Here is a 14,208-nt window from a genome sequence, read left to right on the forward strand (position 1 = left end):
GGTTTTATATGAAAAAAAATAAAATAATTATTAAATTTAACCAAGATGTTATTCAATCTAGAAAAAATAATAAATTATTATTAAAACCATTAGCTTTACAAAATCAATTATTTAACCAATTTATTTATATTCCTGTCGTACCTGATGATATATTACAAACTCAAGGTCAAATAAATAACATTAATTTTGCTAGCCTCAGTGGCATGTTTTATATTAAAGGATCGGAATCGCTACTTCCCAACGAAAAACAACAATTATTAAAAGCGATTAACGGCTATGACTTTATCGAATATGCTGAACTAGAATGCACACAACTAGCCTCATCAACTTTGTCAGGTTCTGAACAACTAAACGATACCGAAACACCCGATTTTACTAAATTACAAGAATACAAATTAGGCATAGGAGAACTATGGACAGGCATTGATATGGAATATGCTTGGTCTCTTGGCGTAGCAGGTAAAGGTATCCGTATTGCTGATATCGAGGCAGCTTTTAATTACCAACATATTAATTTGAAAAGAGACAATTTTATTCCACTGGTTGTCAGCGATGATAACGATGAGTATGAAATTAATCATGGTACGGCCGTAGCGGGTGTTATGTATGCAAAAGATCTGGCCTTTGGTGTAAAAGGAATGGTACATGATGCTGATGCACTTTATGTACAATGCCGTTATGTTGAATAGCCGTCTGCGAAAATATCTCCTCGCAGACGGCGGCCATTTATACATAACGCTATTGTGCGAACCTGCGGTTATGTCGATCTAGGTAGCCTGACTTGACGCTAAGTCCAAATAGGGGGTTTTTGATTAGTGGAACAACCGCAATATCGAATTTATCAGGTTCTGGTAACAATTCTCTACTTATCAATCACGAGTTTCGCACCAATAAAAAAACGCTCTATTTTTACGTCTAATTCAGCATAATATATAAATAGAAAAAATCTCATAAATTAAAAACAACTTATTGTAATTTAAGTAAATTTATACCTCTTAGTAAGTTACAGGTTAATCATTGTTTTGACGCCATTTCTAGAATTTTATATGTCCGTGCGAAACTCGTGTCAATGCGGGAAGTTTTGTATCTTCAAAATAGGCTACTTCAAGATTATCCGTATAAATAAGCATTCCAAACTCATTTTCTCTCATTGTCACAAAGCGGCGATTAACTGTATTAAACAGGGTATAACCGATAACGTCAGGGTTATTTTTTCTAAATTCAATTTCTAGTTCTTTTAGTTGTTTTATTATTTTTTTCTTTTCCATTTACATTAGCCATTTGTTAATTAAATGTTACATAATCAAGAGTACATGACTCTTTAATTATGTACTCTTGTGCGGAATCCGCATTATTTTACATATTTTATTATGTTTATTGATTTTTATTTAACATTTCTTCAGCTTGATTTATCAGACTCATACCTTTACTTATTTTTTTGATTACTTCTTGATCTTCTAATGGCAAGTTATTTATTACTTTTATTAAATAATTAGTGTCAGTTGATTTTTTATTATAGATAAGCTCATCAACTGAACAATTTAAAGCGGTGCTGATTGCGATAATTGATTGAATAGTTGGATTTTTTTGTTCATTTCTTTCTATCTTTGATAATTGAGAGAATGATATTTGTGTTTTTTCGGCTAACTCTTCTCTAGTCATTCCTAAAGCTTCTCTCCTTGTTCGTATATTATCACCTATAGCCATAAAAATTCTCTCTTGTGAGTCATTTATAGAAATAATAACTTATTTATGAATAGTAAGTTGACTATTTAAAGATAGTTGACTATATATAATCACTATTAGTATTCATAGAGTGGTTATTATGATTGATCTTCTTGAGCTTCAGATTCCATTTAAAGATGAGTATGTGATGAGAACATCTCGTGATAGGGAGCATGGAGGAGGCTCTATCGATTTTATGCAGATTGCTAAATTAAGTGGGGTTCGGTTGTCTGCTCGTGATGTGGAATTTGAAATAAAAGGGGATTTATCTGTTCAGGGATTAGCGCATCCTTTTGAATCGTTACCAACGCATTTTGCCAGTTTGGGCATGAAAATTTATCAGGGAACTCATTTGATTTTCCCGCGTGTCAATCTTAAGGCTTCACCCGCCAAGCTCTTACAGGGGCATAATGTATTTGGTTCAACCAATATTGCATTATGTGGCTTGGAGTTAATGACTAATTTAGCGGTTTCCATGCCACATCTTTTTAATTTGTTAGATGTCGAGAATAGCGAAGTTTCTGAGCTTCATACAACGTTATCAGTAAGATTACCAACGGAAAGTATTTGTAAGCAGGTGATTGCTTATTTTAAGAATATCAGTCATGGACAAACCAAAGCCACGAAATCAAACGATCATGAATCCACCGTTTATTTTAATCGTGGTTCTAAACACAGGGAATTGTGTATTTATTACAAAGCGCTTGAACTGGCAAAACGTTTTGGTGAAATACAAAGAAAATTACGGGTTAATCCCAATGATGAGGTGTTGCTTAATCAGTTTGCGATTTTAAATAATAAACGTTTGACGGATTTTGCCAATAACCTGTTGAGATTAGAAGGGCGATTAAAAAAACGTTTTTTAAAAGATAATCAGATTCCGATTAATTTTTCTGCGCTTTGCCTTTATCAACAACAATATGAACGTAGTGGGGCTAATTTAATTTACGATCTGTGGATGAAAAGTTTTGATGATTTGTTGACGGCACTGAGGGGAATGGAAATGAATATTTATGATGACGAACATATTTTTGAACGATTAAAATCTCATTATTATTCTACCACGCCAAAAGGCAACATTTCCTATGCTAAAGCTCAACGGATATTTGGTTTTTATCGTCGTTTAGTTAATGAAGGTTATTTAAATGTTTTTAATTCTCTGGCAAGAAGAACATTTTATGATAATTTAACTTTATTAACGAATATTGGCCTCAGCAAATCACAATTACAAAATCTCACCGGCGATAAATCTAACGTCATTCCCTTTTATAAAGTTATCCATATCGATTTTTCTCAACAACGGCCTGACTGGTATGTCGAGCCAGTGAGTGTTTTTGAACGTCAGAATACTATTTATCCATTTAAACAAGTTGCAAACGCTTAAATCAAGAAAGGTGAACCATTATGGCTGCATTGCCCTTATATCAAACAGTGATTAGTGGAAAAGTGACCCGTATCAGTACGTCTAATGATGGACATGTTTATACCACCGTTATTTTACCCGCACCTGATCCTTATTCTAAACCGCCGGTTGTAAAAATTCGTTCTAAACGGCGTGTGGGGGCGATTGATTCAGAAGTGAATGAATTGGTTTGCCGAATTTCCGGTTTTGAACGTTCGTTTAGATATCACGATAAACAGACAGGGCAACCCTTAACGGGGCATAACGTTGAAATGTTTCTCGATTTAGTGGAATAGGTGATCGCTATGGCTACTCCGGAAAATAATATTGTCGGTGAGATTTGTTCGAAAGTCACGAATGACTGCCAAACTATTGAATTGACGATAAAAGAGTTGCCATATCAGGAACTCCTTAATATTGATTATTCAGTCGCGGCACAATTTTGGGGGATTCCTTTTACCTCGGTAATCGGACTTTGGTTATTTTCCAAAGGTCTTGGTGCAGTAATTAATATGTTTAAAGGTGTTTAATTATGTTGACTAAATTAGGTTTAAATAAGTTTTTTAACAAACTTAATCTACGCACTTTATATTTAAGTGTAGGTATTGGTTTATTCGGTGCTTTTAGTTCTGCAATGTCATTTGCAGAAGCCGCAACAGGGACAGGTACGGCTATTGATTACACGCAATTAACGAACTCCCTTAATTTTAATTCTGTCATGACGGGTATTTTAGCCGTTGCAGGCGGTCTGATTGCCGTTTATGCAGGCATGGCAGGCGTTAAGTGGGTTTTACGTATGGTACGTGGTGCGTAACAAGGAGAGGGGCAAATTAATGCCCCTTTATATCGATGCTGACAATCGGATTTTATTTTCTGTGTTTTTTGTGGGGGCTGTTATGTGCCTGGGCAGTCATACAAGGGTTGGATTGATATATTTTTTCTATTTTGCCGTTTTATCTGTTTTTTATCCTGTTTTAGTAAGCGCAAGTTCTATTGCTGTTAATCATTCACTGTCTAATAAATATCCATTTTATGCTTACGAAAATAGTCAATATTATGAGGGTCATGATAGACGTTCGATAGCATTACGCGCGTTTGAGGATGAGAAAGTAAAAAAAGCCGGCGTGGTTTATTGTATGCCTTCGCGTTCTTGCAAATTTAAAAAAATCACTTCGATTTCTGATGTGGGTATTTTTAATAATGTTCGGGTGGATTATGTGGGTACAATTATTGGTGGTTTAGGTGATACATTAGAAGGCGCAGGATTTTATACCGTTTCAGTTCGCGAGAATGATAATTTTGATAAATCTAAATCGGATGATGCAATTGAAAAATCCACTCCGGAAGAAATTTGTAAGAAGAAACCGCCTTTATCCGGCTCTCAAAGTGGCGTTAGGAGTATTTCAGGTGAACGTTATATTTATGTTGACGGTTGTGAGTATATAGCCACGGGTGATGTGCTTATTTGTTTTGATAAAAGCGATATTTGTAATGCAACATCTTGGAAACCGACAGGGGAAGTAGCAGAAGGTAAAGGTTATGGTAAAACGAATAATAACGATGAGACGACGTTAGCCCATTCCTTTTGTGCGTCTCAGTATGGTACTTATGGCTCGATTGGCTCTTCAGATGAGTTTGTTGTGACGGACAGATGTAAACCCGTTTTTAAAGAGGATAAATTTTTAGGTTGGGTGGGTAGTGGTGCTTATTCTGATATGAATAATCCGCCTGATTTTCCTGATACGGGAATATTTAGTGTTGTACCTAATCCCGATTATGCCATTTCAGATTCGGCTTCTGCTAAAGATAAGGTGGAATATAATCTTAATTATTTAGCGCTTCATCCTGATTTGGATTTAGCTAGATATCCGTTACCTGTTTATTCTGATTTACCGCTTTCTTCACCGTCAGGGAGTGGTTCAATAAATTTAGGAGTACAGCCCATTCCGTTGATGCAGGTTCGAGTATTGCAGGAAGTTTAGTGAATACCGAGAGTGCCACGCATTCATTGTCTTCATCCGGAACCAGTCAATCGGGTGTCAGTTCATCTTCGGGTGCTTCTTCAAATTTTGGGCAATCTTCTGGTTCAAAAGGTAATGGTCAGGGAACCGATTTATCGCATCCCGATAATAATGAACCGGATTTAGATTCACCCACCGCAGAATCGGTATTATCGCCATTACAGAATCTCTTTCCTTTTTTGAAAAATTTTAATTTACCAGAACGAGCAGCGTCATGCCCAGTAGCGACTTTTGAGGTGTTTGAGCAGCATTTTGTCATTGATGCTCATTGTACCTTGTTTGAAAGCATTCGTGGTTTGTTAACCCTGTTTTCAATGATTATCTGGTCATTTCTGGGATTACGGATTGTATTGTCTTCTTAAGGGGATTAAGTGATGTATGCCTTGATTGTATCCGCATTTAATTTTTTATTAGGGTTCGTTTTTAGAACGCTGGCCATTAAATTTATTGTGTTTTCGGCGCTGTTTTTAGTGGTTACTGAATTTGTCCCCGTTTTATTAGCTTTACTACCCACGTCAACGAATTTGCCGGAGTTGATTGGTCAACTGCCTGATAGTGTCTGGTATTTTATGAATCTGTTTGCCGTGATAACGGGGATGAAGATTGTGATTTCGGCTTATCTGACCCGTTTTATTGTGCGCCGTATTCCGGTGATAGGGTGATGTATGGCGATTTCAGCTTATGTCGGTATTCCAAGAAGCGGTAAATCTTACGAAGTAGTTTGTAACGTTATTATTCCGGCTTTTATGAAAGGTCGCCGGATTGTGACGAATATCTACGGCATTTCAGCAGAAAAAATCAGGGTTTATTGTCTTGATAAAAAGAAAGCCGATGAATATCAATTAGGTGAGATTATCTGCGTTGATAATGAACAGGTTAAAAAGGCTGATTTTTTTCCATTTAAAACAGAAACGGGTATCGCAGAAGACACCTTTTGTCAGGCAGGTGATTTAATTTGCATTGATGAAGCGTGGCGAATTTGGGAAAACGACAAGATACCGCAACAACATCGCTCATTTATTGCCGAACATGGTCATTTTGTTAATATAGAAGGTGTTACCTGTGATTTAGTGGTATTAAATCAGTCGGTGGCTAATTTACCGCGTTTTATCAAAGACCGGATTGAGACGACGTATAAAATGACCAAATTGGTGGCGTTAGGGTTACGTCATCGCTATCGGGTCGATGTTTATTCAGGGATTAAACTGTTTAAAAATAATCGCACTTCATCTTATCAGTGCAGTTATGACAAGGTGATTTTTCCACTTTATCATTCTTATGAAGGGGGGCAAGGACAAGAGCAGGTGGTGGATAAGCGCCAGAGTATTTTTAATCAATCTAAATTCTGGTTATTAACATTAGGACTGTTGTTGCTGGTCATAGCCTCCGTTTATTTTCTTTATCAATTTTTTGGTGGTAACGGGATAACGCCCAAAAATCGGCCTGTCTCTGAATCAGTTGATAAATCAGTGACTACCCAAAAATCACATCAAAATCCGTCGCCACAAAATTTATCCACTTAATGGCGTATTGCGGGCAAAATTAGTCAGCGTGGTCAGGCGTGGGTGGTGTTACTTAATCAGCAGGGGCAGATTCGACTTGAGCCATTATCGCAGTTTCGTTTTTATGGTTTGCGGATGACGGGCAACATTGACGGTGAGGTTGTCACAACCTATTCGGGAGGCATGAAATGAAAAGGGCATGGATAGGGGTGTTGTTAACGGTAAGTCCCTTGTTAATGGCTAAAGGCGTGATGATGGAACTGGATAACGTGCCTTTACCGCAAGCGTTGAATGTGCTTTATCGACAGGTTTTTGAACGTCCGTTTATGTTATCGCCAGAATTAATCAATGACCCTCGTAAAGTGACTTTTCGTATTACGCCAGAAATTGATGAACGGGCTTTTATTAAGCGTTATTTGAATAATTTACAGATTGCCATTCATGAACGTAATGGGATTGATTATTTAGTTTTTTTTACGCCAAAAACACCCACAGTAATCAGGGAAACCTATGTTTATCAGCCCCGTTATCGCTCAGTATCGTATTTATCGGATTTATTACGCAGCCAGTTTGATGGTAATTTTAATTCGTCTCGTAGTGGTATTTCAGTGGGGCAAATCGCACCAGAAAAAGCCGTGGCGGGGACGGCTTCGGATTTTCTGAACCGGACAGGGGATGTACTGGTTTATTATGGTACTAAAGCCGATATTGCCCGATTAAAAATATTGTTACCTAAAATCGATACTGTAACGGATGAAGTGGTGGTTTCTGCCTATGTCTTTGAGGTACAAACCGCTGAGCGTAATGGGTCAGGCTTGGCATTGGCTGCCAAATTGGTTTCCGGTAAATTTAATGTTGGTATCGGTAAAGAGGCAGGATTTGATAATTTTGTTCGCTTTAATTTAGGTTCATTAGATGCGTTATATGAATTGTTCCGTACTGATAGCCGTTTTCATGTGGTGAGTTCACCTAGATTAAGAGTGAAGAATGGGGCGCAGGCATCATTTTCTGTCGGCTCAGATGTGCCTGTATTAGGTAAGGTAAGTTATGCTGATAATAAGCCTGTCCAGTCGATAGAATATCGCTCTAGTGGGGTAATTTTAAATGTACGTCCGCAAATCCGGCAACAGGGTGTTGATTTAACCATTGACCAGCAATTATCAAATTTTGCTAAAACTGAAACGGGTGTCAATAACAGTCCAACGTTGATTAAACGCCAGGTCAATACGCAAGTGAGCGTTGCCGATGGTGATATTATTTTGTTAGGCGGTTTGGCTGAAAATAAAGTAACCGAAGCGGATACCGGATTTTCGTTTTTGCCGAAGGGCTGGTTTACCAGTGCTTCGACAGAAAATAATAAAACCGATATTTTAGTGATTTTACAGGTGAAGAAGGTTCAACGATGAAGGCAGGCAGCGTACCACAGCGTTAGCGAGGAACGCTGCCTTGCATGAAGAGGCAAACCGACGTAGCCGGTAAGAAAATAGAACGCCGGTTTTGTTGTATTACATGTTGTTTGTTAAGCGTTAAGTTATTTTTTTGGCGCTGTATAGCCAGACTCCATATCTGACTACACAGCTATCACATAAACCTTATAAGGAGGTCTATATGACTGTGTTCGATCCTACTCAATATCCAGAGTTACGCAATCTTTTTCCTGAATTAACGCCAGTGCAGTTTGAAACGGCACTGTTATTTGCTTTTGGTATTCCACAAAAGAAATCTCAGTGTTGCGTTCAGTGGCGTATAAAGTGGTGAGACAGACGATAACAGAAGCCAGAATGAAATTTGAGCCAGCGTCATTGACGGGATTATTAACGGTATTTCATGTTCGTTTAGTGTTATTTGCTTTGTATGATAGCCAACAACGCATTCGTAAGACATAAAAAAGCGGATTAGTCTAGGTGCGTTAAATGCACCTAGGGTATTTTATTCGATGAGATAATATCGATTTGGTATTAGGTCATAACTTCTAAAATTAATCGTAAATACCGCCACTTCTGATTTTGAGTCGCATCACACCATATCAGGGAAACCCGCTACTTTTATGGCGGGCTTTTTTTATGTTTTAAAATGTCCGTCAGGACATGTAAGGCGGCAGATTGAAATCGCAAAGATAACCGACTGCAAAACCGCCGAAGCCAGGGGGGGACTTATCGGGTAGCAAGGAACCCCCGCGTTAGCGTTCCTGCCAAGCCATCTTTTTACGATAAATAAAGCGACTCAGCAGTTTGAGGGTCGAAGACAAGCGAATCGTTTAGCGACAGATTGATTTTTTTATTTGCTTTTGTTTATTGTTTAATTTCATGCTAACTCAATAAAATTAATATTCCGTAAAATGCCATTAAGGTTCGCACAATATTTACTCAATAAAATTAATATTCCGTAAAATGCCATTAAGGTTCGCACAATGTACAATGCCGTTATGTTGAATAGCCGTCTGCGAAAATATCTCCTCGCAGACGGCGGCCATTTATACATAACGCTATTGTGCGAACCTGCGGTTATGTCGATCTAGGTAGCCTGACTTGACGCTAAGTCCAAATAGGGGGTTTTTGATTAGTGGAACAACCGCAATATCGAATTTATCAGGTTCTGGTAACAATTCTCTACTTATCAATCACGAGTTTCGCACCAATAAAAAAACGCTCTATTTTTACGTCTAATTCAGCATAATATATAAATAGAAAAAATCTCATAAATTAAAAACAACTTATTGTAATTTAAGTAAATTTATACCTCTTAGTAAGTTACAGGTTAATCATTGTTTTGACGCCATTTCTAGAATTTTATATGTCCGTGCGAAACTCGTGTCAATGCGGGAAGTTTTGTATCTTCAAAATAGGCTACTTCAAGATTATCCGTATAAATAAGCATTCCAAACTCATTTTCTCTCATTGTCACAAAGCGGCGATTAACTGTATTAAACAGGGTATAACCGATAACGTCAGGGTTATTTTTTCTAAATTCAATTTCTAGTTCTTTTAGTTGTTTTATTATTTTTTTCTTTTCCATTTACATTAGCCATTTGTTAATTAAATGTTACATAATCAAGAGTACATGACTCTTTAATTATGTACTCTTGTGCGGAATCCGCATTATTTTACATATTTTATTATGTTTATTGATTTTTATTTAACATTTCTTCAGCTTGATTTATCAGACTCATACCTTTACTTATTTTTTTGATTACTTCTTGATCTTCTAATGGCAAGTTATTTATTACTTTTATTAAATAATTAGTGTCAGTTGATTTTTTATTATAGATAAGCTCATCAACTGAACAATTTAAAGCGGTGCTGATTGCGATAATTGATTGAATAGTTGGATTTTTTTGTTCATTTCTTTCTATCTTTGATAATTGAGAGAATGATATTTGTGTTTTTTCGGCTAACTCTTCTCTAGTCATTCCTAAAGCTTCTCTCCTTGTTCGTATATTATCACCTATAGCCATAAAAATTCTCTCTTGTGAGTCATTTATAGAAATAATAACTTATTTATGAATAGTAAGTTGACTATTTAAAGATAGTTGACTATATATAATCACTATTAGTATTCATAGAGTGGTTATTATGATTGATCTTCTTGAGCTTCAGATTCCATTTAAAGATGAGTATGTGATGAGAACATCTCGTGATAGGGAGCATGGAGGAGGCTCTATCGATTTTATGCAGATTGCTAAATTAAGTGGGGTTCGGTTGTCTGCTCGTGATGTGGAATTTGAAATAAAAGGGGATTTATCTGTTCAGGGATTAGCGCATCCTTTTGAATCGTTACCAACGCATTTTGCCAGTTTGGGCATGAAAATTTATCAGGGAACTCATTTGATTTTCCCGCGTGTCAATCTTAAGGCTTCACCCGCCAAGCTCTTACAGGGGCATAATGTATTTGGTTCAACCAATATTGCATTATGTGGCTTGGAGTTAATGACTAATTTAGCGGTTTCCATGCCACATCTTTTTAATTTGTTAGATGTCGAGAATAGCGAAGTTTCTGAGCTTCATACAACGTTATCAGTAAGATTACCAACGGAAAGTATTTGTAAGCAGGTGATTGCTTATTTTAAGAATATCAGTCATGGACAAACCAAAGCCACGAAATCAAACGATCATGAATCCACCGTTTATTTTAATCGTGGTTCTAAACACAGGGAATTGTGTATTTATTACAAAGCGCTTGAACTGGCAAAACGTTTTGGTGAAATACAAAGAAAATTACGGGTTAATCCCAATGATGAGGTGTTGCTTAATCAGTTTGCGATTTTAAATAATAAACGTTTGACGGATTTTGCCAATAACCTGTTGAGATTAGAAGGGCGATTAAAAAAACGTTTTTAAAAGATAATCAGATTCCGATTAATTTTTCTGCGCTTTGCCTTTATCAACAACAATATGAACGTAGTGGGGCTAATTTAATTTACGATCTGTGGATGAAAAGTTTTGATGATTTGTTGACGGCACTGAGGGGAATGGAAATGAATATTTATGATGACGAACATATTTTTGAACGATTAAAATCTCATTATTATTCTACCACGCCAAAAGGCAACATTTCCTATGCTAAAGCTCAACGGATATTTGGTTTTTATCGTCGTTTAGTTAATGAAGGTTATTTAAATGTTTTTAATTCTCTGGCAAGAAGAACATTTTATGATAATTTAACTTTATTAACGAATATTGGCCTCAGCAAATCACAATTACAAAATCTCACCGGCGATAAATCTAACGTCATTCCCTTTTATAAAGTTATCCATATCGATTTTTCTCAACAACGGCCTGACTGGTATGTCGAGCCAGTGAGTGTTTTTGAACGTCAGAATACTATTTATCCATTTAAACAAGTTGCAAACGCTTAAATCAAGAAAGGTGAACCATTATGGCTGCATTGCCCTTATATCAAACAGTGATTAGTGGAAAAGTGACCCGTATCAGTACGTCTAATGATGGACATGTTTATACCACCGTTATTTTACCCGCACCTGATCCTTATTCTAAACCGCCGGTTGTAAAAATTCGTTCTAAACGGCGTGTGGGGGCGATTGATTCAGAAGTGAATGAATTGGTTTGCCGAATTTCCGGTTTTGAACGTTCGTTTAGATATCACGATAAACAGACAGGGCAACCCTTAACGGGGCATAACGTTGAAATGTTTCTCGATTTAGTGGAATAGGTGATCGCTATGGCTACTCCGGAAAATAATATTGTCGGTGAGATTTGTTCGAAAGTCACGAATGACTGCCAAACTATTGAATTGACGATAAAAGAGTTGCCATATCAGGAACTCCTTAATATTGATTATTCAGTCGCGGCACAATTTTGGGGGATTCCTTTTACCTCGGTAATCGGACTTTGGTTATTTTCCAAAGGTCTTGGTGCAGTAATTAATATGTTTAAAGGTGTTTAATTATGTTGACTAAATTAGGTTTAAATAAGTTTTTTAACAAACTTAATCTACGCACTTTATATTTAAGTGTAGGTATTGGTTTATTCGGTGCTTTTAGTTCTGCAATGTCATTTGCAGAAGCCGCAACAGGGACAGGTACGGCTATTGATTACACGCAATTAACGAACTCCCTTAATTTTAATTCTGTCATGACGGGTATTTTAGCCGTTGCAGGCGGTCTGATTGCCGTTTATGCAGGCATGGCAGGCGTTAAGTGGGTTTTACGTATGGTACGTGGTGCGTAACAAGGAGAGGGGCAAATTAATGCCCCTTTATATCGATGCTGACAATCGGATTTTATTTTCTGTGTTTTTTGTGGGGGCTGTTATGTGCCTGGGCAGTCATACAAGGGTTGGATTGATATATTTTTTCTATTTTGCCGTTTTATCTGTTTTTTATCCTGTTTTAGTAAGCGCAAGTTCTATTGCTGTTAATCATTCACTGTCTAATAAATATCCATTTTATGCTTACGAAAATAGTCAATATTATGAGGGTCATGATAGACGTTCGATAGCATTACGCGCGTTTGAGGATGAGAAAGTAAAAAAAGCCGGCGTGGTTTATTGTATGCCTTCGCGTTCTTGCAAATTTAAAAAAATCACTTCGATTTCTGATGTGGGTATTTTTAATAATGTTCGGGTGGATTATGTGGGTACAATTATTGGTGGTTTAGGTGATACATTAGAAGGCGCAGGATTTTATACCGTTTCAGTTCGCGAGAATGATAATTTTGATAAATCTAAATCGGATGATGCAATTGAAAAATCCACTCCGGAAGAAATTTGTAAGAAGAAACCGCCTTTATCCGGCTCTCAAAGTGGCGTTAGGAGTATTTCAGGTGAACGTTATATTTATGTTGACGGTTGTGAGTATATAGCCACGGGTGATGTGCTTATTTGTTTTGATAAAAGCGATATTTGTAATGCAACATCTTGGAAACCGACAGGGGAAGTAGCAGAAGGTAAAGGTTATGGTAAAACGAATAATAACGATGAGACGACGTTAGCCCATTCCTTTTGTGCGTCTCAGTATGGTACTTATGGCTCGATTGGCTCTTCAGATGAGTTTGTTGTGACGGACAGATGTAAACCCGTTTTTAAAGAGGATAAATTTTTAGGTTGGGTGGGTAGTGGTGCTTATTCTGATATGAATAATCCGCCTGATTTTCCTGATACGGGAATATTTAGTGTTGTACCTAATCCCGATTATGCCATTTCAGATTCGGCTTCTGCTAAAGATAAGGTGGAATATAATCTTAATTATTTAGCGCTTCATCCTGATTTGGATTTAGCTAGATATCCGTTACCTGTTTATTCTGATTTACCGCTTTCTTCACCGTCAGGGAGTGGTTCAATAAATTTAGGGAGTACAGCCCATTCCGTTGATGCAGGTTCGAGTATTGCAGGAAGTTTAGTGAATACCGAGAGTGCCACGCATTCATTGTCTTCATCCGGAACCAGTCAATCGGGTGTCAGTTCATCTTCGGGTGCTTCTTCAAATTTTGGGCAATCTTCTGGTTCAAAAGGTAATGGTCAGGGAACCGATTTATCGCATCCCGATAATAATGAACCGGATTTAGATTCACCCACCGCAGAATCGGTATTATCGCCATTACAGAATCTCTTTCCTTTTTTGAAAAATTTTAATTTACCAGAACGAGCAGCGTCATGCCCAGTAGCGACTTTTGAGGTGTTTGAGCAGCATTTTGTCATTGATGCTCATTGTACCTTGTTTGAAAGCATTCGTGGTTTGTTAACCCTGTTTTCAATGATTATCTGGTCATTTCTGGGATTACGGATTGTATTGTCTTCTTAAGGGGATTAAGTGATGTATGCCTTGATTGTATCCGCATTTAATTTTTTATTAGGGTTCGTTTTTAGAACGCTGGCCATTAAATTTATTGTGTTTTCGGCGCTGTTTTTAGTGGTTACTGAATTTGTCCCCGTTTTATTAGCTTTACTACCCACGTCAACGAATTTGCCGGAGTTGATTGGTCAACTGCCTGATAGTGTCTGGTATTTTATGAATCTGTTTGCCGTGATAACGGGGATGAAGATTGTGATTTCGGCTTATCTGACCCGTTTTATTGTGCGCCGTATTCCGGTGATAGGGTGAT

The 14,208-nt window shown here is 37.3% G+C and carries 20 protein-coding genes and 2 pseudogenes; 18 read left to right on the forward strand and 4 right to left on the reverse strand.

The features are described 5' to 3' along the window. Nucleotides 1-8: 8 nt before the first annotated feature. Nucleotides 9-689 carry a hypothetical protein gene (locus tag WH390_RS04040; protein WP_032116485.1) on the forward strand — a complete coding sequence of 227 codons (681 nt, stop codon included), beginning with the start codon at nucleotides 9-11 and terminating at the stop codon, nucleotides 687-689. Between the two features lie 345 nt (nucleotides 690-1,034). On the opposite strand, the gene WH390_RS04045 is transcribed toward WH390_RS04040, so the two are convergent. Beyond that, the gene (locus WH390_RS04045) at nucleotides 1,035-1,268 is read right to left on the reverse strand and encodes a hypothetical protein (RefSeq protein ID WP_032114835.1); all 234 of its coding nucleotides are present in this window, start codon (nucleotides 1,266-1,268) and stop codon (nucleotides 1,035-1,037) included. 106 nt (nucleotides 1,269-1,374) lie between these two features. Then, a complete protein-coding gene (locus WH390_RS04050) occupies nucleotides 1,375-1,707 on the reverse strand; it encodes a helix-turn-helix domain-containing protein (RefSeq protein WP_032116486.1) in 333 nt (110 codons plus the stop codon). Between the two features lie 118 nt (nucleotides 1,708-1,825). Here WH390_RS04050 and WH390_RS04055 point away from each other — a divergent pair, with 118 nt between their 5' ends. The 11 genes and pseudogenes from WH390_RS04055 to WH390_RS04105 all read left to right on the forward strand — a co-directional run bounded on the left by WH390_RS04055 (nucleotide 1,826) and on the right by WH390_RS04105 (nucleotide 8,536). Beyond that, nucleotides 1,826-3,109 (forward strand): phage/plasmid replication protein, II/X family, encoded by a 1,284-nt coding sequence (locus tag WH390_RS04055; RefSeq protein WP_032116487.1) that lies wholly within the window; start codon nucleotides 1,826-1,828, stop codon nucleotides 3,107-3,109. Nucleotides 3,110-3,129: 20 nt separating this feature from the next. Continuing rightward, complete coding sequence (locus WH390_RS04060) at nucleotides 3,130-3,423, forward strand: hypothetical protein (RefSeq protein ID WP_032116488.1); 294 nt, start codon at nucleotides 3,130-3,132, stop codon at nucleotides 3,421-3,423. A gap of 9 nt (nucleotides 3,424-3,432) precedes the next feature. Beyond that, a complete protein-coding gene (locus tag WH390_RS04065) occupies nucleotides 3,433-3,657 on the forward strand; it encodes a hypothetical protein (RefSeq protein ID WP_032116489.1) in 225 nt (74 codons plus the stop codon). A gap of 2 nt (nucleotides 3,658-3,659) precedes the next feature. Then, complete coding sequence (locus WH390_RS04070; RefSeq protein WP_238565709.1) at nucleotides 3,660-3,941, forward strand: major capsid protein; 282 nt, start codon at nucleotides 3,660-3,662, stop codon at nucleotides 3,939-3,941. Next, nucleotides 3,889-5,109, forward strand: a complete 1,221-nt coding sequence (locus WH390_RS04075; protein WP_406850684.1) for a hypothetical protein — start codon at nucleotides 3,889-3,891, stop codon at nucleotides 5,107-5,109. Before WH390_RS04070 ends, WH390_RS04075 begins: the two co-directional genes overlap by 53 nt. Then, on the forward strand, nucleotides 5,109-5,510 hold the full coding sequence (locus tag WH390_RS04080; RefSeq protein WP_406850685.1) for a hypothetical protein: 402 nt from the start codon (nucleotides 5,109-5,111) through the stop codon (nucleotides 5,508-5,510). Before WH390_RS04075 ends, WH390_RS04080 begins: the two co-directional genes overlap by 1 nt. A gap of 12 nt (nucleotides 5,511-5,522) precedes the next feature. After that, nucleotides 5,523-5,810, forward strand: coding sequence for a DUF2523 family protein (locus tag WH390_RS04085; RefSeq protein ID WP_032116491.1), 288 nt, complete (start codon nucleotides 5,523-5,525; stop codon nucleotides 5,808-5,810). A gap of 3 nt (nucleotides 5,811-5,813) precedes the next feature. Continuing rightward, nucleotides 5,814-6,842, forward strand: a pseudogene (locus WH390_RS04090) (zonular occludens toxin family protein). Beyond that, nucleotides 6,839-8,056: a type II secretion system protein GspD gene (locus tag WH390_RS04095; RefSeq protein ID WP_032116492.1), complete on the forward strand. Its 1,218-nt coding sequence runs from the start codon at nucleotides 6,839-6,841 to the stop codon at nucleotides 8,054-8,056. The pseudogene WH390_RS04090 and the gene WH390_RS04095 overlap by 4 nt, the downstream one beginning before the upstream one ends. Before the next feature lie 202 nt (nucleotides 8,057-8,258). After that, the gene (locus tag WH390_RS04100) at nucleotides 8,259-8,408 is read left to right on the forward strand and encodes a hypothetical protein (RefSeq protein ID WP_406850686.1); all 150 of its coding nucleotides are present in this window, start codon (nucleotides 8,259-8,261) and stop codon (nucleotides 8,406-8,408) included. Next, nucleotides 8,402-8,536: a hypothetical protein gene (locus WH390_RS04105; RefSeq protein WP_406850687.1), complete on the forward strand. Its 135-nt coding sequence runs from the start codon at nucleotides 8,402-8,404 to the stop codon at nucleotides 8,534-8,536. Before WH390_RS04100 ends, WH390_RS04105 begins: the two co-directional genes overlap by 7 nt. A gap of 895 nt (nucleotides 8,537-9,431) precedes the next feature. On the opposite strand, the gene WH390_RS04110 is transcribed toward WH390_RS04105, so the two are convergent. After that, nucleotides 9,432-9,665 carry a hypothetical protein gene (locus WH390_RS04110; protein WP_032114835.1) on the reverse strand — a complete coding sequence of 78 codons (234 nt, stop codon included), beginning with the start codon at nucleotides 9,663-9,665 and terminating at the stop codon, nucleotides 9,432-9,434. Nucleotides 9,666-9,771: 106 nt separating this feature from the next. Then, entirely contained in the window at nucleotides 9,772-10,104 is a 333-nt protein-coding gene (locus WH390_RS04115) for a helix-turn-helix domain-containing protein (protein WP_032116486.1), read from the reverse strand. Between the two features lie 166 nt (nucleotides 10,105-10,270). Between WH390_RS04115 and WH390_RS04120 the strand changes: the two are divergent. From WH390_RS04120 to WH390_RS04145, 6 genes and pseudogenes are all read left to right on the forward strand, one after another. Beyond that, nucleotides 10,271-11,505: pseudogene (locus WH390_RS04120) on the forward strand (phage/plasmid replication protein, II/X family). 20 nt (nucleotides 11,506-11,525) lie between these two features. Next, a complete protein-coding gene (locus tag WH390_RS04125) occupies nucleotides 11,526-11,819 on the forward strand; it encodes a hypothetical protein (RefSeq protein WP_032116488.1) in 294 nt (97 codons plus the stop codon). 9 nt (nucleotides 11,820-11,828) lie between these two features. Next, nucleotides 11,829-12,053 (forward strand): hypothetical protein, encoded by a 225-nt coding sequence (locus WH390_RS04130; RefSeq protein WP_032116489.1) that lies wholly within the window; start codon nucleotides 11,829-11,831, stop codon nucleotides 12,051-12,053. A gap of 2 nt (nucleotides 12,054-12,055) precedes the next feature. After that, nucleotides 12,056-12,337 carry a major capsid protein gene (locus WH390_RS04135; protein ID WP_238565709.1) on the forward strand — a complete coding sequence of 94 codons (282 nt, stop codon included), beginning with the start codon at nucleotides 12,056-12,058 and terminating at the stop codon, nucleotides 12,335-12,337. Further along, entirely contained in the window at nucleotides 12,285-13,907 is a 1,623-nt protein-coding gene (locus tag WH390_RS04140; protein ID WP_406850543.1) for a hypothetical protein, read from the forward strand. The genes WH390_RS04135 and WH390_RS04140 overlap by 53 nt, the downstream gene beginning before the upstream one ends. Nucleotides 13,908-13,919: 12 nt before the next feature. Then, the gene (locus WH390_RS04145) at nucleotides 13,920-14,207 is read left to right on the forward strand and encodes a DUF2523 family protein (RefSeq protein WP_032116491.1); all 288 of its coding nucleotides are present in this window, start codon (nucleotides 13,920-13,922) and stop codon (nucleotides 14,205-14,207) included. Nucleotide 14,208 lies beyond the last annotated feature (1 nt).

Origin of the sequence: Candidatus Arsenophonus nilaparvatae, assembly GCF_045346035.1 — a bacterium.
Taxonomy (GTDB): Bacteria; Pseudomonadota; Gammaproteobacteria; order Enterobacterales; family Enterobacteriaceae; genus Arsenophonus; species Arsenophonus nilaparvatae.

Bases quoted from the DNA above. Each gene is read 5' to 3' on its own strand.
- WH390_RS04040 (WP_032116485.1), top strand. From the start codon at position 9: ATGAAAAAAAATAAAATAATTATTAAATTTAACCAAGATGTTATTCAA.
- WH390_RS04045 (WP_032114835.1), bottom strand. From the start codon at position 1,268: ATGGAAAAGAAAAAAATAATAAAACAACTAAAAGAACTAGAAATTGAA.
- WH390_RS04050 (WP_032116486.1), bottom strand. From the start codon at position 1,707: ATGGCTATAGGTGATAATATACGAACAAGGAGAGAAGCTTTAGGAATG.
- WH390_RS04055 (WP_032116487.1), top strand. From the start codon at position 1,826: ATGATTGATCTTCTTGAGCTTCAGATTCCATTTAAAGATGAGTATGTG.
- WH390_RS04060 (WP_032116488.1), top strand. From the start codon at position 3,130: ATGGCTGCATTGCCCTTATATCAAACAGTGATTAGTGGAAAAGTGACC.
- WH390_RS04065 (WP_032116489.1), top strand. From the start codon at position 3,433: ATGGCTACTCCGGAAAATAATATTGTCGGTGAGATTTGTTCGAAAGTC.
- WH390_RS04070 (WP_238565709.1), top strand. From the start codon at position 3,660: ATGTTGACTAAATTAGGTTTAAATAAGTTTTTTAACAAACTTAATCTA.
- WH390_RS04075 (WP_406850684.1), top strand. From the start codon at position 3,889: ATGCAGGCATGGCAGGCGTTAAGTGGGTTTTACGTATGGTACGTGGTG.
- WH390_RS04085 (WP_032116491.1), top strand. From the start codon at position 5,523: ATGTATGCCTTGATTGTATCCGCATTTAATTTTTTATTAGGGTTCGTT.
- WH390_RS04095 (WP_032116492.1), top strand. From the start codon at position 6,839: ATGAAAAGGGCATGGATAGGGGTGTTGTTAACGGTAAGTCCCTTGTTA.
- WH390_RS04100 (WP_406850686.1), top strand. From the start codon at position 8,259: ATGACTGTGTTCGATCCTACTCAATATCCAGAGTTACGCAATCTTTTT.
- WH390_RS04110 (WP_032114835.1), bottom strand. From the start codon at position 9,665: ATGGAAAAGAAAAAAATAATAAAACAACTAAAAGAACTAGAAATTGAA.
- WH390_RS04115 (WP_032116486.1), bottom strand. From the start codon at position 10,104: ATGGCTATAGGTGATAATATACGAACAAGGAGAGAAGCTTTAGGAATG.
- WH390_RS04125 (WP_032116488.1), top strand. From the start codon at position 11,526: ATGGCTGCATTGCCCTTATATCAAACAGTGATTAGTGGAAAAGTGACC.
- WH390_RS04130 (WP_032116489.1), top strand. From the start codon at position 11,829: ATGGCTACTCCGGAAAATAATATTGTCGGTGAGATTTGTTCGAAAGTC.
- WH390_RS04135 (WP_238565709.1), top strand. From the start codon at position 12,056: ATGTTGACTAAATTAGGTTTAAATAAGTTTTTTAACAAACTTAATCTA.
- WH390_RS04140 (WP_406850543.1), top strand. From the start codon at position 12,285: ATGCAGGCATGGCAGGCGTTAAGTGGGTTTTACGTATGGTACGTGGTG.
- WH390_RS04145 (WP_032116491.1), top strand. From the start codon at position 13,920: ATGTATGCCTTGATTGTATCCGCATTTAATTTTTTATTAGGGTTCGTT.